This is a genomic window from Tianweitania populi (genome assembly GCF_014652875.1).
Classification (GTDB): Bacteria; Pseudomonadota; Alphaproteobacteria; order Rhizobiales; family Rhizobiaceae; genus Tianweitania; species Tianweitania populi.
Genome location: NZ_BMZQ01000001.1, coordinates 1,271,754 through 1,290,106 on the forward strand (window position 1 = coordinate 1,271,754; position 18,353 = coordinate 1,290,106).

General features: G+C 60.1%; 20 protein-coding genes and 1 tRNA gene. 5 read left to right on the forward strand and 16 right to left on the reverse strand.

Annotation, left to right across the window (positions count from 1 at the left end):
• Positions 1-25: 25 nt before the first annotated feature.
• The 6 genes from IE166_RS06290 to IE166_RS06315 form a co-directional block, all read right to left on the reverse strand.
• Entirely contained in the window at positions 26-1,237 is a 1,212-nt protein-coding gene (locus IE166_RS06290) for a hypothetical protein (protein ID WP_189502591.1), read from the reverse strand.
• A 9-nt stretch (positions 1,238-1,246) separates the two neighbouring features.
• Positions 1,247-2,602, reverse strand: coding sequence for an aspartate aminotransferase family protein (locus IE166_RS06295; RefSeq protein ID WP_244641409.1), 1,356 nt, complete (start codon positions 2,600-2,602; stop codon positions 1,247-1,249).
• A 123-nt stretch (positions 2,603-2,725) separates the two neighbouring features.
• Positions 2,726-3,739 (reverse strand): NAD-dependent epimerase/dehydratase family protein, encoded by a 1,014-nt coding sequence (locus IE166_RS06300; protein WP_189502595.1) that lies wholly within the window; start codon positions 3,737-3,739, stop codon positions 2,726-2,728.
• Positions 3,736-4,188 carry a DMT family transporter gene (locus tag IE166_RS06305; RefSeq protein WP_189502596.1) on the reverse strand — a complete coding sequence of 151 codons (453 nt, stop codon included), beginning with the start codon at positions 4,186-4,188 and terminating at the stop codon, positions 3,736-3,738. The genes IE166_RS06300 and IE166_RS06305 overlap by 4 nt, the downstream gene beginning before the upstream one ends.
• 113 nt (positions 4,189-4,301) lie before the next feature.
• Positions 4,302-5,642 (reverse strand): FAD-binding oxidoreductase, encoded by a 1,341-nt coding sequence (locus tag IE166_RS06310; RefSeq protein ID WP_189502598.1) that lies wholly within the window; start codon positions 5,640-5,642, stop codon positions 4,302-4,304.
• The gene (locus IE166_RS06315; RefSeq protein WP_189503264.1) at positions 5,639-7,078 is read right to left on the reverse strand and encodes a UbiA family prenyltransferase; all 1,440 of its coding nucleotides are present in this window, start codon (positions 7,076-7,078) and stop codon (positions 5,639-5,641) included. The genes IE166_RS06310 and IE166_RS06315 overlap by 4 nt, the downstream gene beginning before the upstream one ends.
• Before the next feature lie 292 nt (positions 7,079-7,370).
• On the opposite strand from IE166_RS06315, the gene IE166_RS06320 reads away from it, so the two are divergent.
• Positions 7,371-8,186: an alpha/beta fold hydrolase gene (locus IE166_RS06320; RefSeq protein WP_189503265.1), complete on the forward strand. Its 816-nt coding sequence runs from the start codon at positions 7,371-7,373 to the stop codon at positions 8,184-8,186.
• A 59-nt stretch (positions 8,187-8,245) separates the two neighbouring features.
• Here the strand turns inward: IE166_RS06320 and IE166_RS06325 are convergent, their stop codons facing one another.
• The 5 genes from IE166_RS06325 to IE166_RS06345 form a co-directional block, all read right to left on the reverse strand.
• Positions 8,246-8,956, reverse strand: coding sequence for a nitroreductase (locus tag IE166_RS06325; RefSeq protein ID WP_189502600.1), 711 nt, complete (start codon positions 8,954-8,956; stop codon positions 8,246-8,248).
• A gap of 202 nt (positions 8,957-9,158) precedes the next feature.
• Positions 9,159-9,500 (reverse strand): RidA family protein, encoded by a 342-nt coding sequence (locus IE166_RS06330; RefSeq protein ID WP_189502602.1) that lies wholly within the window; start codon positions 9,498-9,500, stop codon positions 9,159-9,161.
• Positions 9,501-9,574: 74 nt separating this feature from the next.
• Complete coding sequence (locus tag IE166_RS06335; RefSeq protein WP_210312938.1) at positions 9,575-9,895, reverse strand: hypothetical protein; 321 nt, start codon at positions 9,893-9,895, stop codon at positions 9,575-9,577.
• 59 nt (positions 9,896-9,954) lie between these two features.
• Entirely contained in the window at positions 9,955-10,362 is a 408-nt protein-coding gene (locus IE166_RS06340) for a GtrA family protein (RefSeq protein ID WP_189502603.1), read from the reverse strand.
• A complete protein-coding gene (locus IE166_RS06345) occupies positions 10,359-11,348 on the reverse strand; it encodes a glycosyltransferase family 2 protein (protein ID WP_280514858.1) in 990 nt (329 codons plus the stop codon). The genes IE166_RS06340 and IE166_RS06345 overlap by 4 nt, the downstream gene beginning before the upstream one ends.
• A 244-nt stretch (positions 11,349-11,592) precedes the next feature.
• Between IE166_RS06345 and IE166_RS06350 the strand changes: the two genes are divergently transcribed.
• Positions 11,593-11,682 (forward strand) — tRNA-Ser (locus IE166_RS06350).
• A 193-nt stretch (positions 11,683-11,875) separates the two neighbouring features.
• On the forward strand, positions 11,876-12,292 hold the full coding sequence (locus tag IE166_RS06355) for a PRC-barrel domain-containing protein (RefSeq protein ID WP_189502607.1): 417 nt from the start codon (positions 11,876-11,878) through the stop codon (positions 12,290-12,292).
• A gap of 48 nt (positions 12,293-12,340) precedes the next feature.
• Here the strand turns inward: IE166_RS06355 and IE166_RS06360 are convergent, their stop codons facing one another.
• A complete protein-coding gene (locus IE166_RS06360; protein WP_189502609.1) occupies positions 12,341-14,203 on the reverse strand; it encodes a bifunctional diguanylate cyclase/phosphodiesterase in 1,863 nt (620 codons plus the stop codon).
• 311 nt (positions 14,204-14,514) lie between these two features.
• Here IE166_RS06360 and IE166_RS06365 point away from each other — a divergent pair, with 311 nt between their 5' ends.
• Positions 14,515-14,712 (forward strand): hypothetical protein, encoded by a 198-nt coding sequence (locus IE166_RS06365; RefSeq protein ID WP_189502611.1) that lies wholly within the window; start codon positions 14,515-14,517, stop codon positions 14,710-14,712.
• Positions 14,713-14,835: 123 nt separating this feature from the next.
• Complete coding sequence (locus IE166_RS06370) at positions 14,836-15,315, forward strand: hypothetical protein (RefSeq protein WP_189502613.1); 480 nt, start codon at positions 14,836-14,838, stop codon at positions 15,313-15,315.
• Between the two features lie 11 nt (positions 15,316-15,326).
• On the opposite strand, the gene IE166_RS06375 is transcribed toward IE166_RS06370, so the two are convergent.
• The 4 genes from IE166_RS06375 to IE166_RS06390 are packed head-to-tail and all read right to left on the reverse strand — an operon-like array spanning position 15,327 to position 18,299.
• Positions 15,327-16,106: a 2-keto-4-pentenoate hydratase gene (locus IE166_RS06375; RefSeq protein WP_189502615.1), complete on the reverse strand. Its 780-nt coding sequence runs from the start codon at positions 16,104-16,106 to the stop codon at positions 15,327-15,329.
• Positions 16,103-17,032, reverse strand: a complete 930-nt coding sequence (locus IE166_RS06380) for an ABC transporter ATP-binding protein (protein WP_189502617.1) — start codon at positions 17,030-17,032, stop codon at positions 16,103-16,105. Before IE166_RS06380 ends, IE166_RS06375 begins: the two co-directional genes overlap by 4 nt.
• Positions 17,029-17,679: an ABC transporter permease gene (locus IE166_RS06385; protein ID WP_189502618.1), complete on the reverse strand. Its 651-nt coding sequence runs from the start codon at positions 17,677-17,679 to the stop codon at positions 17,029-17,031. The genes IE166_RS06380 and IE166_RS06385 overlap by 4 nt, the downstream gene beginning before the upstream one ends.
• A complete protein-coding gene (locus IE166_RS06390; protein ID WP_189502620.1) occupies positions 17,676-18,299 on the reverse strand; it encodes an ABC transporter permease in 624 nt (207 codons plus the stop codon). Before IE166_RS06390 ends, IE166_RS06385 begins: the two co-directional genes overlap by 4 nt.
• Positions 18,300-18,353 lie beyond the last annotated feature (54 nt).

Consider the following 18,353-nt stretch of genomic DNA (forward strand, 5'->3'; position numbering starts at 1 on the left):
AAGGCTTGTCAGGATGATGACCGTCCTAACGAACGGGTCGCGTTTCCATGTCGAAGCGCGGTCGCCAGAATTCGAGCAGCGTCAGGACGAGGATCATCATGTAGGGAAAATAGACGCGGCTTTCAGGAAGGGGAAACACGACGAACTTACCGAGGATGCCTAGGATCGAAGCTGCAAGCAGCACGACCGTCACGCCCTCTCGCGGAATGCGCCCCACCCGCAGCAGCGCGAGCCAGCCGAAGATAAGTAGCATGAATAGGGCCAGCCAGTTGTGGAACCGGAAGGAGCTTGTGACGCCGCGCACCAGACCTTCGAGATAGGCGGTCACTGAGAACGCCGGATGGAAGCCGCGCATGTCGTTCTGGATCTCGACATTGGTGAAGTAGTAATGCGTCCACCAGCCGGGATGATCGCCCGCCTGCGAAACCGGCACATAGGCAAGAACGGCAAGAATGAAGGCCGTCAGAACCGGCGCCAGCCGTCCACCGAACGCGGCCGAGGCGAGAACCAGCGCGAACAAATAGATAATCATGTCCGTGCGTGCGAGGAAGCCGAGGAACAACAAGGGCACCGCCCACCAATCGCGGCCCGAGCGAAGGAAATAGACGCCAAGGATCATCACCGCCGATCCCATCAGGTCCGGCATCGCAAGCTGCGCCATGGTGAGGAACGAGCCAAGCAGCATCAGTGGAATGACGATGAACGCAGCCTGCATGATGCCGGCAAAGCGCATCCACGCGAACATGGCCGCACCGATCAGCAGCACCGAAAGCGTATTGATCCATTGCGTCACCTGCACATAGCCGAGGAACGGGCCAAGCTCTCGGATCAACATCGTGTAGGCGATCTTCACACGGTAGAAGACCAGCTGCGAATGAAAGGTGTCGGGATTGGCATATTGGGCCATGTTGTAGGCGTTGGCGGTCGTCAGCTGCCGGAACTGATCCTCCGTCGCGCCGGCCTGCATCATGCTCCAGACGGTGCGATGCAGTTCCGCCGGATCGGGGATCGTGCTTTCCAGCGCGACCGCCAGATAGGGCGCCATGTCCCAGTTATACTCCGGATGCCAGAACGGCACGATCGCCAGCGCGATCGTGAAGAGCACGAAGGTCACGGCCGCTGCAAGGGTGGTGACCCGCTGCGTCAGGACGGCACATAGAAGGCCATCGCCTAGGCGGACGATGCTGCCCGCAAAGCGGCTTGCAAGACCACCGGATTGAAGTTCAGAAACGGCCATTATGCGTCCTCAGCCCATCTGGCTCTTTACGAAGTCCTTCACGATCGCGACAATGCCGCGACCGAGCAGCGCGTCGAGCGCTGCGATGAAGGTGTCCACGTTCTCGCGGCTGCAGATCAGCGGCGGTTCGAGGCGAATGACGTTGCGGTTATATTCGGTGAAGGCCACCAGCACGTCATAATCGCGCAGAAGCAGCGCGCCGACGAAGCCGGACAGCGAACCTTTCAGCTTGTCGTCGAGCATCGCCACCATGGGCCGCAACACCATCGGCAAGGTCTGGCTGAAATCTTGGAACTCGAGGCCGACCATCAGCCCCTGCCCGCGGATTTCCTTGATGATCTTGGGATATTTCGCGTGCAGCGCTTCGAGCCGCTCCAGCAGATAGGCGCCGGTTGAAGCCGCGTTTTCAATGAGCTTCTCATCGTAAAGCACGTTCAGCGCTTCGATCGAGGTGATGCAAGCTTCGCCCATGCCGCCGAAAGTGGCCGGCGCGTGGATCATGGCCGACTTCGGCGTGCCATAGGCCTTCATGAAGACCTCGCGGCGCGCGATCATGGCGCCCATAGCCGTCTTGCCGCCGCCGAGCGATTTGGCCAGGGCCGTCACATCCGGCACGACGCCGTGATGCTCGAAGGCATAAAAGCGGCCGGTGCGGCCGTAGCCGCATTGCACTTCGTCGGCAACCCAAAGCACGCCGTAGCGATCGCACAGCGCGCGCAGCTTCTGCCAGAAGGCGGTCGGCGCGGTGATGATGCCGCCGCCGCCCTGCACGGTTTCCAGCACGATCGTGCCAATCGCCGGATCGCTGCGGAAGGCGCGCTCGATGGCGTCGATGTCACCAAAGGGCACACGCACGGTGTTATTGACCAAACGAAAGTCACCGCGATAAAGCGAGCCATCGGTGATCGAAAGCACGCCCTTGGTTTTGCCGTGGAAGGAGTTCTCGGCATAAACGATCTTGGGCTTTTTCGGGCCGGCGGCGCGTTCGGCGACCTTCACCGCCGCTTCCATCGCCTCCGAGCCGGACGAGCCCAGGAACACCATGTCGAGATCACCCGGCGAGCAGGCCGCGAGGTTGTGCGTCAGCGCCGCCTGATATTGCGACATGAAGGCGATGGCGATTTCGTGCCGGTTCTCTTCCTGGAACTTCTGGCGCGCAGCCAACAGGCGTGGATGGTTGTGGCCGAAGGCGAGCGACCCGAAGCCGCCGAAGAAATCGAGGATCTTGCGGCCGGTCTGGTCAATATAGAACATGCCCTCGGCACGCTCGACCTTGATCTTGTGGAAGCCGAGCAGCTTCATGAAGTGGAGCTGACCGGGGTTCATATGCGCCTTGAACAGGTCGGTCATGCGGGCGACATCCATCGCCTTCGCTTCCTCGACACTGATCAGGTTAGGCTTCGGCAGCGCCTGCGGAGCAGGTGACGACGCATCGCCGGACAGGTGCGCGCTCGTGGCTGGACTGGTCATGACACTCATGCTCGTCTCCTATTCGGCCGCAACGTGTTCGGCACTGGGCACGGCGCGGCCGTCCTTCTTGGCGCGGTACTCGCTGTAAGCGGCAATCAGCATGTCCTCGTCGCGGAACTGCGGCACCCAGCCGAGGTCGCGCTCGCCCTTGGACACGTCGAGCACGCATTCCTCGTCGGCAATGAGGTACTGCTCCGGGTCCATGATCGGTCTGTTCATGCGATCAAGCAGGTCGAGCGTGCGCTTCACAGCCCAGGCGGGCGTCGGCACTAGGATCGACTCTGAACCGGCATGTTTGATGAGGTCGCCGAGCAGCTTGCGCACGGGCGGCGGGTTAAGCGAGCCGAGATTATAGGCCTCGTTTGGAACGCCGGCCTTCCAAGCCAGACGCGCGGCTTCGGCGCAATCGAACACGGAGATGAACTGATAGGGGTTCTTGCCCGAGCCGATCATCGGCACCGGCAAATTGGCATCAATCAGCTTGAACAGCTTTTCCAGGATGCCGAGACGGCCCGGACCGATGATCAGGCGCGGACGGAATAGCGTGATGTCCATGCCGCGCTTGCGCCAATCGGCGGCGAGCTCTTCGGTCTTCCACTTGGACAGTCCGTATTCGCCGAGCGGCGCGACCGGATGATCCTCCGTCATCGGCGTTGTGACCGTGTGGCCGTAGATCATGTCGGTGGTGAAATGAACCAGCTCGGACGCGCCGGCCTTGTCCATCGCCTCGATGATGTTTTCCGTACCGTGATAGTTCACGGGAAAGAAGAAGTCGTGCCGCTTGGCGCGGACCTGGATCGGTGACAGCATTTTGGCCGACAGGTTGTAGACCATGTCATCGCCCGTGATGCCGACCGCCGCGACCGACGCCTTGTCCGTGACGTCGCAGTGGATGTGGCGCACGGCCGATGCGTAATGCGGCAGCGGGCTCTTCGCAATGTCGGCAACGACGACATCTTCGCCTTCCGCTGCCAGTTTGGGTGCAAGGTGACGACCGACGAAACCGTCGCCACCGAAGATGATGTGTCTCATCGGGCAAGCTCGCCTGTATTGATCTGGTTTGTCTGGTTGAGCGCGGCGTGGTCAGCATCCGCAGCCACCGCTTCATGGCCGCTGCCGCCTTGCGCGATCAGGATCGTGCCAACACAGATTGCGGCGATCCCGGCGATACGCCAGGCATTCAGGTCCTCGCGAAACACGAAATAGGCAAAGATCGCCACCGCCACATAAGCCAGGCTGAGGAAAGGATAGGCGAAGGATATCTCGACCTTCGACAGCACGAACAAATGCGAGGCCATGGAGACCACGAAAGTGCAGAGGCCGAGAAAAATCCACGGGCTGAACACGATTTGCAGGATCTTCACGAGCGGGTTCACGCCGGCAAAGCTCAGCGGCCCGAGCATCATCATGCCGTGTTTCAGCATCAGCTGCGCTGCCGCATTGGTCAGCACCGTGAACAGAATGAACCCAATATACTTCATCGACCTGCCCTCACCGGTTTTAGTCCTACACGCAAAGAGCGGAATCTTTGGTGAAGCGATCCGGAAAAATTGAACGAATGTCGTTCGTTACTTTGATGCCCTGACTCTTTTTCTCAAGCCGCACTTGTGACGATGGCGGGCTCCAGAGCCAGCGCCGTGCGGCGCCAGAAATCCGACAGAAAGGCTGGATCGCGCAGCGCTTCCAGGTCGCGCCAGTTCGGAAAGGAGCGCTCGAACACGGCCGGGCCCATACGCGCATCCTTGTACGGGTTGACTGCGCCACCGGCATCCACCGTGATCGCATCCAGCCGCTCGAACAGTTTTCGCGTCGCAAGTCCGCCGTCCGCAAAGTCGAGCGTGAGCGTGTATCCGGGGCGCGGAAACGACAGCAGGCCAGGCGATGGCCGATCGCCAAAGCGCTTCAGCACGGTGAGAAACGAGGCGTGACCAGCATCCCGTCCGGCAGCCAGCAAGGCCGGGATCGTGTCGCGCGCGGCTTCTTCCGGCATGACGCTTTGGTGCTGCAACAGGCCACGCGGGCCATACAGCCGGTTCCAATCGCGCACGCCGTCCAGCGGAAAGAAATAACTCTGGTAGCCGACACGCGACTGCCTGACCCGCCCCTGCTTCCAGCCGTAGGCAGAATTGAAAGCACGGATGAACGGACGATTGAGCACGCTGATCGGCGGCTGGAAGGGCACGCGCAGCAAACGGCCCGGCTTGGCTGTGGCGAAGGCACCGTCCTCGGCTTGGTTGCCGGCCAGCAGCACGCCGCGCCCAGCCTGTTTGCCTGATGCCATCTGGTCGATCCAGGCGACGGCATAGGTGCTCGTGTGGTCGGCTTCCGGCGCGAGGTCGAAGAACTCATCGAGATTGCGGAAAGGCGTCGCGGTCTGGTCGATGGCGAGTGACGGCACCCGCGTCAGCCGGATCGTCGCCGACAGGATCAGGCCGGTTAACCCCATGCCGCCGATCGTGGCCGCGAAGAGGTCGGCATTCGTCGTCGGGCTGCAATGCCGGACTTCACCATCGGAGCGCAGTAAAACAAGGCTCTCGACATGGCAGCCGAAGGTGCCGGCGCGGTGATGGTTCTTGCCGTGAATGTCGTTGGCGATTGCCCCGCCAACCGTCACGAACTGCGTGCCGGGAACAACCGGTGGAAACCAGCCCTGCCCGGCTGCGTAGGCGATGATGTCAGATAGCAGCACGCCGGCCTCAACCTCGATCAGGCCGTTGGGAGCATCGAGGCGGATGATGCGGTTGGTGGCGCGCATGTCGATCAGCGTGCCGAGATCGTTTAAGCAGCTGTCACCATAGGAGCGGCCGTTTCCGAAGCCGAGCAGGCTGCCATTGGCAACGGCGCCTGCGCTCAAGCGCTCAATACCGTCAGCAGGCGATATGCCTGATCGGCCGGGTCGCGCGGGCTTGCCGAAGCTGCGCAACGGCGCGTTCATGGCAGCATCACCGCGATCACTAGCAATGCCAGACCGATGCCCACCATCAACTGGCTGCGCCAATCCGTGAGGATGAAGACCACCGGGTCGTCGTGCATCTCGTCGCGGCGCGCGAGGATCCAGATCCGCATAATCATGTAGAGGATAAGCGGCGCCAGCGGCCAGACCATATAGGGATGATTGTACTGTTCGAAGACAGCGCTGCTGTCGATATAAAGCGCCAGCACGACAACGGCCGCAAAGCCGGCACCCATGCCAGCCTGGGCGATGACCTCCTGATCTTCCGGCCGATAACCGCGACCGGCAATCCGCTGCTTGGCATCCGCAACCGTGGAACGCAGCTCGACATAGCGTTTCACCAGCGCCAGCGAGAGGAAGAAAAAGATCGAGAAAGCCAGCAACCAGAACGATGGATCGAAATCCGTTGCCGCCTGCCCCGCCAGAACGCGGATCGTGTAAAGCCCGGCCAGTGTCAGCACATCGATCAAAAGCATGCGCTTGATCGACACCGAATAAGCCGTGGTGGTCACGAGATAAGTGCTCAGCACGAGCCAGAACAAGGGCGGAAGAGCCGTCGCCGTCAGCACACTCAAGAGCAGCAGCAGGCCGGAACACGCTAAGCCGAAGGGTATCGTAAGCATGCCGCTGGCGAAGGGCCGATTGCGCTTGGTCTTGTGCTGGCGATCAAGCGCCAGGTCGAAAAAGTCGTTGATGATGTAGATCGCCGATGCAGCCGCGCTGAAGGAGATGAAGGCCAGCACACAGCGGCCAATCGCCGGCAGGTTGAAGTATTCATGCGCCAGAAACAGCGGCACGAAGATCAGCCCGTTCTTCAACCATTGATGCACACGCAGCATCCGAACCAGGGTTATCCAGGTCGCCTTGGGCGTAACGATCAGCTCGCAACCCTGTGCGACCTGCCAGCGCGCTGCATGCCGATCCGGCGCAACGACGATCGCGGTGCGCGCGGCATCGAAGATTGCGAGGTCGTGCCGGCTGTTGCCGAGATAATCGAAGCCACCCTTGCCGTAGATCCCTTCCAGCGCATCGACCTTATTCTTCGACGTCAGGTTGTGCAGGCCTTCCGTCGCAAGCACCGCATCGAACAGGCCGAGATGCTCGGCAATGGCGTCGGCGAACTTCTTCGGCGTACCCGTGGCCAGAACGATCCGGCGCCCGGCGGCTTGTTCAAGCTGCAGGCGTTCCAAAACTTCTTCGCGGTAAGGCAAGGTGGCTGGGTCGAGTTCGATGCGACGGGCGATCTCATGCTTGAGCCGCGCTGGCCCGTTCAGCGCCCAAAAAGGCACAAGAAACATGAGCAGCGGATTGCGGCGCAGCAGCAGAAACAACCCTTCCCACAGAAGGTCGGTCGCGATCAGAGTTCCATCGAGATCAACCGCCAGTGGAAAGACGGACTCAGATCGCACATCCTCTATCGCTTGGCCTGGTGACTGCACGCCATGATCTCCCTGGCCTCGGCTATTGCAGCAAAAAAGTTTGGGAAGATTAAAGCCCAGGTTGCAGCAAGATCTCCGTCAGGTTTGCTGTAGATACAGCTAATGTTTTCTCAACAAGACCGAAGCGGTAGCGTCAAATGATTGCCACCTGTGCGGGCAGTTCAACTCGGCCACATCTTGATCGAAGCGGATCGCCAGATGAGGCCGCACTTATGTAAAGGAACGCCTCGCCGGGCATGGGATTTAGATGACATCACAAAAGGAGATCACCATGCCCTTCATCCAGACCGCCGATGAAACAGAGCTGTTCTACAACGACTGGGGAACAGGCAAGCCCGTCATCCTCATTCACGGTTGGCCGCTCGATGGCGATATGTGGGAATATCAATGGCCGGTATTGGCCGCGAAAGGCCACCGTGTCATCACCTATGACCGCCGCGGCTTCGGCCGGTCGAGCCAGCCTTTCAGCGGCTATGACTACGATACGTTCGCAAGTGACCTGCAAGCGATTATCGAAACGCTCGACCTTCACGACGTCTCGCTCGTCGGCTTCTCCATGGGCGGTGGCGAAGTGGCCCGCTATATCGGCAGATACGGCACGGAGCGCCTGTCCAAGGCCGTACTGGTTTCAGCTGTTACGCCTTACCTCCTGAAGACCGCCGACAATCCTGATGGCGTCGACAAATCCGTATTTGACGACATGGTGGAGAAGCTGCGCAAGGATCGTCCGGCCTTTCTGGCAAGCTTCGGCAAGCAGTTCTTCGGCGCTGGCATGCTGAACTTCGCCGTCAGTTCAGAGATCATGCAATGGTGTTCCAACGTCGCAATGCTGGGCTCGCCCAAGGCCACCATCGATTGCGTGCGCGCCTTTTCGGAAACGGACTTCCGCGCCGATCTCACTAAGTTCAACCTGCCGACCCTGATCATCCATGGTGAAGACGACGCGACCGTGCCGATCAAGACGGCCGGCGAACACGCCGCGAAGTTGATCCCATCAGCCACCTTCAAGCGTTACAGCGGCGCACCGCATGGCCTGTTCTATACCGACAAGGACAAGCTCAACGCCGATCTTCTGGCGTTTTTCTAAGACGGCAAAGGGGACCTTCGGGTCCCCTTCTCGTTTCGTCTCGATGCTGACCGCACGGCCTATTTGACGAAGGTCACCCAGTTCTCGAGCGGCTCGCGCTCGGTCCGGAAATTGTTCTCCGGTTTGGACGTATCTTCGTAGCCGAGCGCCATGCCGCACACCACGATTTCATCTTCGGAGATGCCGAGGATCGGACGGATTTCCTTGTGATAGGGCGCAAATGCCGCCTGCGGGCAGGTATGCAAGCCCCTCGCCCGTGCCGCAATCATCACCGTCTGCAGCATCATGCCGTGATCAAGCCAGGAGCCCTGGTTCAGGCGACGGTCAATGGTGAAGATGATGCCGACAGGCGCATCGAAGAACACGAAATTGCGGTCGTGCTGTGCGCGCATCCGCTCCACTTCCCGACGCTGAATGCCAAGAGCGTTGTAAAGCGCATATCCGACCGTTCGCCGGCGCGTCAGATAGGGCTCGAAGAACTTGTCGGGATAATAGCGATATTCTTCCCACTCGATCTTCTCGGCGCGAACGCCGGAATTAAGGATCGAATCGGCGATCTTCGCCTTAACCGCGCCCTGTACGACATAAGCCTTCCACGGCTGCATGTTCGTGCCGGAGGGCGCGCGAGAACCCAGATCCAGGATCTCCCGGATCAGGTAGTCGTCGACAGGCTTCGGCAAAAACGCGCGCACGGAACGGCGCGTTAGGATTGCCTCATCGATAATTTCAGTTTCAGAACGTTCATCGCTCTGCAAATTGGGAGCAAGCATCGCCTTCGTCCTTCGGGAATCGACCGATCGATCCGCATGGCGGTTAATGATGGTCGATTGGCACGGTTTCCCGAAACTGGCAATCGTGGGTGATAGCTACCACCCGGAAGTTGCTCGCACTTTTGGTAACGGTTAGAAATCTAAGCACTAGCGGTAGAGGTCAGGCCGGCACACTCGAGGCGTGCCGACCGACCGAAGATGCTTACGCCGCAGCCACCACGATAACCTCGACCTTGTAGTCCGGCGTGGCCAGCTTCGCCTCACCGGTGGCGCGCGCAGGCGCGTCCTTGCCACCAACCCAAGCGTCCCACACAGCGTTCATCTCGGCAAAATCAGCCATGTCGGCAAGCCATATCTGCGCCGAGAGGATCTTCGACTTGTCGGAACCGGCTTCCTTCAAGATGCTCTCGACTTCGGCCAAGGCGGACTTGGTCTGCTCCGTCACGGTCTTTCCTTCGCCAACCTGGCCGGCGAGGTAGATGGTGTTGTTGTAGATCACGGCCTCGCTCATGCGAGCGCCAGCGTTGATACGGCGAATGGTCATGGATCAGCTCCTTGCGTTCTAAAAACAGGGGCTGCATAGCCGCAATCAGCCACGGGTGGAACCTCCGCAACGCCTCAATCACGTTCGTTGAAGTAGTAATTCCAGTTTTCGCAGGTGTAGCCGATGTAGCAGGAGCGCTTGTCCGCCGTCGGCGTAAAGGCCGGATGCAGATAATGGTCGCCGGCATCGCAGAAGCGCGCATCGGACACAAAGCGCTTGTAGGTTCGCGGCCCTGTCGTCACCACGGCGGCACCCCGCTGAACGATCAGCGATTGCGCCTGATCGCAGGACAACTGGCTCACATCCGTGCGCGGCGCGGCAACCGCCGAGGCTGCGGTGACGCCCAGCATCCCGGCGGCAACAATCATTTTCGAAGTGAGTGTGGACAATCGCATGATCATGCTCCCGATCAATTCATCACCAAACGTCGAGATGATCGAAGTGATCCGGCCGATCACGCAACCTTGCGGAACACCCACAGCTTGGACAAGGCAAAAGTAATAACCGGCACGCTCACCACGGCGATGCCCAGCGCCAACCAATCCGGCGCATTGGTGAAAGAGGTCAGCGTGAGGAGAACCGTCTGTCCGGCCACAAAGCCGCAGACTGCTGTCACCAGGAAGCGCGGCAGACGATGACGATGGCGGCGTTCTTCCCCCTTCAGCTGAAAGGTGAATTGCACATGCCCGAAATAGGACACCAGCACCGCCGTGACGAAGCCGATCGGGTTGGCAAACGTCACCGGCAGCCACTGCGCGGCAATCAGCGCCGCCATGTAATGGACGATTGTCGCCGCCCCACCGACCGACGCGAAGGCCAGCACTTCGCGCGACAGCGTATTGGAACGAAGCCCCGAGATCATTTCTGCTCGCCCTCATCGGGCGCGAAGCCATACAGGCCGCCTGTCAGGTAGATCGGCCGGTGCTTGGTCTCGGAATAGATGCGTCCAAGATACTCGCCGATGATGCCAAGTCCCACCAACTGCATGCCGCCAAGAAAGAGGATCGCGGCGAGCAAGGACGCATAACCCGGAACGTCAATGCCGAGTATCAACGTTCGGCCGATGATGATGACGCCATAGATGAACGCAATGAATGCCACGAACAGGCCGAGATAGCTCCAGATCCGCAGTGGCAGCGTCGAAAACGACGTGATGCCGTCCAGTGCAAAGTTCCAGAGACGCCAGTAGTTGAACTTGGTCATACCGCGCTGCCGAACCGGCCGCTCGTAATCCACCACCGCTGTGGGATAGCCCACCCACGCAAACAGGCCTTTCATAAAGCGCACACGCTCCGGCAGTGCTCGCAGAGCGGCCACGACGCGCTTGTCCATCAGCCTGAAATCACCGACATCCGCCGGAATCTTCGACGGGCTTATGCGGTTAAACACCCGGTAGAAATTGCCGGCTGATACCCGCTTCAGCTGCGTATCATCGAGACGCGACACTCGGCGCGCCACCACAACGTCATAGCCCTGCCGCCAAAGCTCGACCATTTTGACGAGCAGTTCCGGCGGATCCTGCAGGTCGACATCCATAACCACGACCATGTCGCCACTGGCATGATCGAGACCGGCGGTCATCGCGGCTTCCTTGCCGAAGTTGCGGGTAAGGTCCACGACCTTGGCGCGATGATCCGCCCGGTGCAGCTGAACCAGCTTCAGGAGCGTCGCGTCGGACGACCCGTCGTTGACGAAGACGATGTCCCATTGAACACCAAGCGCATCGAGATGCGGGGTGATGGTGGCCCAGAAATGATCGAGCGCATCATCCTCATTATAGCAGGGCACGACAATCGAAAGCCGAGAAGGCTCCGTTCCAAGTGATCTTGCGACGAGAACTTTTGACACGATGTTTCGACTGGTCCGTTGATTTTCGCTCATCCCTGCAGTCCGTCTGCTAATGCATAACGAACCACGTTGAACCGCCCTGCCACGGCGGGGATGAAGATCGGTGTAGCAAGATCGCGGAAAATCAACAACGCAGCGCAATAAGCGCTTCAGCCCTTTCTGCGCTTGCTCATCAAATTGCCTGGAGAAAACACGCGCATCTCAGTTGATTGTGCGCGGTCTTTTCTTTATGCGGGCATTCGACGGAGAGGTGGCCGAGTGGTCGAAGGCGCGCCCCTGCTAAGGGCGTAGAGGTGGAAGCTTCTCGAGGGTTCGAATCCCTTCCTCTCCGCCACTCCTGAAACTAGCCAGATCTCAGCTGATCCTGCCGCGGGAACATCCTCGGCAAGGTCGCGCATGCGCAGCATTCGTCTACCGCGGAATGCGATGATCTCCACCTTCCGGCCCTGTCGTTAAGAGCCGCTTCTTCAGCTTGGAACCCCCGGGCGGAACGAGAATTACAAGGGCTTGGCTAACAGGAGAAAAGCATGTCCGATTTCACACCGCCAGCCACCCCCATTGGCACCGTGGACCCTGACCTTTCGACGGATGAAACGCCCAGCTTGATTGCGGCCAGCAAGGTGGAGGGCACGGCGGTTTATGATCGTCAGGGCGAGAAACTCGGCTCGATTTATGACGTCATGATCGACAAGCGGTCCGGCAAGGTTGCTTACGCCGTGCTGTCGCTCGGCGGCTTCCTTGGGCTGGGCAGCGATTATTATCCGATCCCGTGGAACACGCTGACCTATGACGTGCGCGAAGGCGGCTATGTCGTGGCGGTCGATCGCGATCGATTCAACGGTGCGCCCTCCTACGCAGCAGCCGATGAGCCGGGTTGGATGGAACGCGGATATACGCGTACCATCGACGATTATTATGGCTCAGTAATCGCGCGCGGCCGGTAACGTCATAATCGTCAAACGAGATGAAGCCGCTTCTGCCTGGAGGCGGCTTTACCTTCGCGCGATGTGATCGACCTCGGCGTTTGGTGTTTCCGCCGCGCGATGCACACCCTCGCCCAATCGCTGCAACAACTCGGTCGCAAGGCTGCGCGGCACCGGCGGCGCGAAGCGATAGCCCTGCCCGAGGCGACAACCCATCGACATCAGCTTTTCAGCCTGATCGACCGTTTCGATGCCTTCCGCGACAATCCGCATGCCGAGCTTGCCGGCAATGCCCAGCAGTGCCTCGACAATTACACAGCTGTTCTTGTCCGTCACGATGTCGGTCACGAAGGATCGGTCGATCTTGATGATGTCGACGGGGAAACTCAGTAGGTGCGTGAGTGACGCAAAGCCGGTGCCGAAGTCGTCAAGCGCCACCAGAATGCCCTTGGCGCGAAGCCGCTCCACCGCGCGGGCCACAAAATCATCGCCCGGCCCGAGGTAAACGGCTTCATTGACCTCGAGGATGATGTGCTTGAGCGGCACGCCCGCATCGGCAAAGGCTTCGGTAATGCGGCGCTCGATATCGCCTTGCTTGAAGTCGGCCTGCGTGACGTTGAAGCCGATGTGCTGGAACGGAATGCCAAGGTCGAGCCATCCCCGTACCGCACTGGCGATCTGCTTCAGCATGACGCCGCTGAGATCATAGGCAAGACGCGGGTCGCTCGTCGCCTTGTAGAAGTCGGCAGCGGGAACGATCGTGCCTTCATAGGACAGCATACGCGCCAGCGCTTCCATGCCCACGATCGCACCCGTATCGATCCGCACGATGGGCTGGAAGAACGCCTCGATCCGCCCTTCCCGCAAAGCCGCGCCGAGATCGCTCATTAGCTTCACGCGTTCGGCAATGGAGGTCTGCAGGCCGGGTTTGTAGGCGACAAACGAACCGCGGCCTAATTCCTTTCCATGGTACAGCGCCAGATCTGCATTTTCCTGCAGCCGATCGGCTCCCTGCTGGGTCGGATCATAGATCGCGCCACCGATCGTCACGGAGGGCACCACGCTGTAGCCGTTGGCTTCAAACGGGATGCCGGCTTCCGAAATGATGCTGCGCGCCACCTGTTCCATGGCGTCTTCGGTATCGCAGCCATGCACGATCAGGCTGAATTCGTCGCCGCTCAAACGAAACGGCTCAACCGTTCCGCCGATGCTTTTCAGCCTTGCACCCATCGTGCGGATAAGCGCATCGCCCACAGCGTGCCCCATCGTGTCGTTGACGGACTTCAGGTAGTCGATGTCGAGGAGCAGAAGGGCGAAAGGCGAAGTCGCATCTTCCATCAGCATGGACAAGCGGTCATTGTAGCTGGCACGGTTCGGCAGCCTCGACAGGGTGTCGATAAAAGCGAGATCCTTGACCTTCCGCTGGATTTCCTGGTTCTCCAGCATCACGGCACAGAGATGCGTCAGACTGGCCACGATGGCCTCTTCGGTGGCGTTCGGGCCGCGCTTCCTGGTGTAATAGAATCCGACCTTACCCAGCAGCCGTCCGTCGCGGGATCGGATCGGGCTCGACCAGTAGCTAAGCAAGCCAAAGGGGATCATCACGTCGAGATAAGGCGCGAAGCGAGCATCTTTTTCGACGTCAAGGACCGTGACCGGCTGGTTGAACGCCATCGGCGTCACGTCGGACGCCGGCGCGTTCGTCTCCGCAAAGCGGCGCAAAAAGGGCAACGGCAGGCTTGGCGCAGCCAGTGGATGCATCCGCCCGTCTTGATCCACGCTGAAGATCACGCAGGATGCCTCGCCCGAAATATCTTCGGCTTCGCGGCAGATCGTTCCCGAGATCGCTTGGATCGGCTCGCCATAGGCGATCATCTTGAGAACAGTCGTTTGAAGCGTGATCAGCCGCTCGAGGGCCTGCTTTGTCGGCACGTACCGGCTCCACTTCATCAACCGCGGCAAGTCTTAACGGAAGGATGCTTAAGTCCAGGTAAGAGATAAAAGGAAAAAGAAGCAGGTCAGCTCCGAAGTCCGACATCACCGTGGTGTCTCAAGTGATGCAGTGACTTCCGTGCAGAACTGAACCTTGTCCCACCCAAGTTAGCGCGCGCTAATGAAACTGAACATGCGGAATGAAACGCAACATGCGGAATAATTTTCGCATCTTCGCAACCAACGCCTTTGTTCCGCCTTAACATAAGACATGCTTGGAATTGACGCGGCGGGACCCGAGGAGAGACAGCATGACGATTTTACCCCTGGCAGTCGGTATCGCCGACGCGATCCTGAATGCTTCCCGCGAAGATTCTCGCTTCGATCCCGCTGAAGTCGCCAATGAATTGATGCGTCAGCATCCCTCAGCCAATGTGTCGCCTGACGACATCGTTAGCACCTTGCGTGAAGAGGGCCGATCGGTTGGCCTTTGCTTGGAAGCATGCTGATGCCGCGCAGGCGACTCGCTCTTCTAAAACGATCCGGTTGACCTTCTACGACATGCTGCTTGAACTTAGCGGCATGGGCTGGCACTGCAGGGTATCGATTTCCTTTTAGCGATTCCCGGTGCCATGCAGAGAGCTGCCCTCTCCTTCGCTCTCCTCGCGGTTCTTACCGCGCTTCTTGTTATAGCCTGCCTGTTCTTGGCTCAGAAGGGCTATCCTTTTGGTGCGGTCGGTCTGCGTCGGCTGGACAGTATTGCCTCGGCACCAACCTTCATTCCGGTTGCCGGCCTGTATTTTCTGACAGCCGCCCTGCTGGTCATCTTGCCTTTGCGAGCAGCATCTTTCGTCCTGTCTCATGCGACCGAAGTCGTATTCTGGGCCGCTATTGCATTGATCGCTTCGATCATCGGCGTAGTCGTCGCGCGGTTCGCCTGGGGTCAGAGCGGTGCGCTGTCCTCGCTGGTCGATTGGCGTTTCCTGTATGCAGCGGCCTTGGTCGGCGCCCACTTCGCTCTGGATCACTTACGCAAGAACGTCCTGCTGCGCAGTCTGTTCTTCGCCATCTTCGTGGCAGCCTGCGCCTTCTGCTTGTTCTGGACGCCCTGACATTACTCGCGTCAGGTCGCAGTAAGCCCGACGCTTCCAAGCGACCCCATAGCCAGCTGGATCAAGCCGGCTTGCCGGATTGTCTGTGCAGGCAGATGTGTTCCGCAAAGCACGATCATCCCAGCTTTCAGCCGGTAACCACGCGCTCCAAGATGATTGGCCAACCAGCAAACGGCTTCAGCGGGATGCTGAGGCGCGACACCCCGCGCTTCCATCCGCTCAGCACTGTCTAGCACAAGCAACACCGGCAGCGTGGCGACATCCACTTCGCCTGGCTCGATCCTGGTCTCACCCAGCACGGCGCCAACATTATAGACGCCCTGCGCCACCGCTTCAGCGGCACTCGGATCGAGAGCAAACGCGCCGCGCACATCCAGCAACTCGAAAGCTGTCGTGTAGTGGCTGATCGCGCGCTGCGCCTGTTCCAGCGTCACGCCGGACCCCGGCAGATCTTCGCCAAGCACAGCCGCAATTTCCGGTTCGATTACCAGTTCACCATAGGCGTCGAGCCGCACCGACGAACCCGATGGCACGATCCGGTCAGCAAACACCGGCGCGCTGCAAGGTTCGGTGATCCCATAGTATTCGAAGGAAGCCTGCTTGTTGAAAGCAAGCTTGTAGCCGCCGATCGCGCGGCGCGCAGGACCGCTCGCAAGCTGATCCACGACGGCATCCTGAACAGCATAAGCCTGCTGGAGATCCAGATCGGCAAGTCCAGAAAGCTGGAAAGGCTTCCGCTCGCGGATATCGGTCGTGATCCGCCGAGCTAGGTTGTCCGCAGCCTTGTTCAAAGCGCGGTGATCGCGTCGCGAGTGACCGAGCCGACCGGCGTTCCAGCCGCATTGACCACGGCGAGACGATCGGTGTTGGCGGCAATCATCGCGCTGAGCGCGTTGCGCAGATCAGCATCCAGCGCGATCTTCGCTGTTGCCGTGGCGTCCACTGCCGGCTGCATCACCTGGCTAACCTCATAGAGGCTGAGGCGCTTCAGCGCGCGGTCAGCACCGACGAAGTCCTCCACGAAAGCATCAACCGGCCGCGACAGGATCTCGTCCGGCGTATCGTACTGCACGATTTTGCCGCTGCGCATGATGGCAATGCGGTCACCCATGCGCACGGCTTCATCGATGTCGTGCGTGACCATCACCACAGTCTTCTTCACCCGCTGCAGGATCTGACGAAACTCGTTCTGCAACCGCGTGCGAGCAATCGGGTCAATCGCGCCGAACGGCTCGTCCATCAGCAAGACAGGCGGATCGGCAGCCAGTGCACGGGCCACGCCAACCCGTTGGCGCTGCCCGCCCGACAACTGGCGCGGGTAGCGCGTCAGCATGGCCTGATCGAGCCCGACTAGCGCAATCAGTTCCTCGTTGCGCGCCCTGATCTTGTCTGCCGACCAGCCCAGCAGCTTCGGCACCGCGCCGATATTCTGCGCGATCGTCATATGCGAGAACAGGCCGACCTGCTGGATGACGTAGCCGATGTGTCGGCGGAAGATGACGGGATCGACGGCGCGCACATCGTCGCCGTTGACGGTGATGCGCCCTTCGGTCGGCTCGATCAGCCGGTTGATCATCCGCATCGTCGTGGTCTTGCCGCAGCCGGAAGGACCAACCAGCGCGACCGTCACGCCCTCCGGGATCTCCAGGCTGAGATCATCGACCGCAGGCGCTGCGTCTTTGGCAAAGCGCTTTGTGACATGCTCCATCTCGATCATGCCGCAGATGTCCTTTCAGAAAACAGAAGCCGCTCGATCGTGGCGAGCAGGAACTCGGCAAGTAGCGCCAGTATGGCGATCGGAATTGCGCCTATCAGCAGCCGCGACATGTCCATGCCGGCAATGCCCACCGCGATAAAGTCACCCAACCCGCCGCCGCCGATGAAAGGTGCCAGCGTCGCACCGGCCAGAACCTGGACGGAAGCGGTGCGCAGGCCGGCGAACATTGCAGGCGCTGCCAGTGGCACGCGGATCTTCCACAGGATCTGCGAGCGGCTCATGCCCATGCCGGTCGCCGCTTCGATCGCATCCGCATCGACATCGCGCAGGCCAATGTAAGCGTTGATCAGGATGGGCGGCAGCGCCAGGATCGTCAATGCCACGATAGACGGCCACAGGCCGATGCCGAGGATCGGCATCATGATCGCCAGGATCGCCAGGCTGGGCAGCGTGCGCAGACCGTTGACCGAGTTCACGGCGACGAAGGCCGCGCCCTTGCGGTTCAGGATCGCCACGGCCAGCGGCAAGCCAATCGCCAGCGCGAACAGGATCGATACAAACGACATCAATAGATGCTGGCCGAGCGCACGGTTGAACTGCGCCGGGTTCTCGATGATCCACGTCATCGCCTGATGCAGCAGGGTCATGCCTGCCTCCCCCGCGACAAGGCGCGTTCGGCCCAAGTGAGCAGCAGATCGCAGATGATCGCCATCAGCGCCGTCGCAACGCCGCCGACAATGATCTTCTCGGGATAGCTCTGGTCGATGCCGGCAAGGATGATCGATCCCAAGCCGCCGGCATCGATGAATGCGGCCACCGTTGCAATGCCGATCACCGTCACCAGAGCGATACGCACGCCCGACACGATCAGCGGCAGAGCGAGCGGCAGTTCGATTCGTATTAAGCGCTGCCAGCGGCTGAAGCCCATACCATCGGCCGCATCGAGCACCTCATCCGGCACACTGCGCAAGCCGGTCACGACGTTCCGCAGCAGGATCAGCAGGCAGTACGACGATAGGCCGGTCAAAGCCGGCTTCATGCCCAAGCCCATCACCGGGATCAGAAAGGCGAACAGCGCAAGGCTTGGAATGACGAAGATGATGCCGGTGATCGTCAGCAAGGCCGTGTAAAGACGCGGTCGACGTGCGCTCCAGATGCCCAGCACCAGCGCAATAGCGCAGCCGATCGCCACCGACAAAAGCGAAAGCATCAGGTGCTGCCCTGCCGCTTCGAGGATCTTGTCGATGTTCTTGGGCGTCCAGGTCACGTGCTCATGCCGATGCTGTTTCTTCCATGCAAACAAGCAAAACGGGACCCGCAC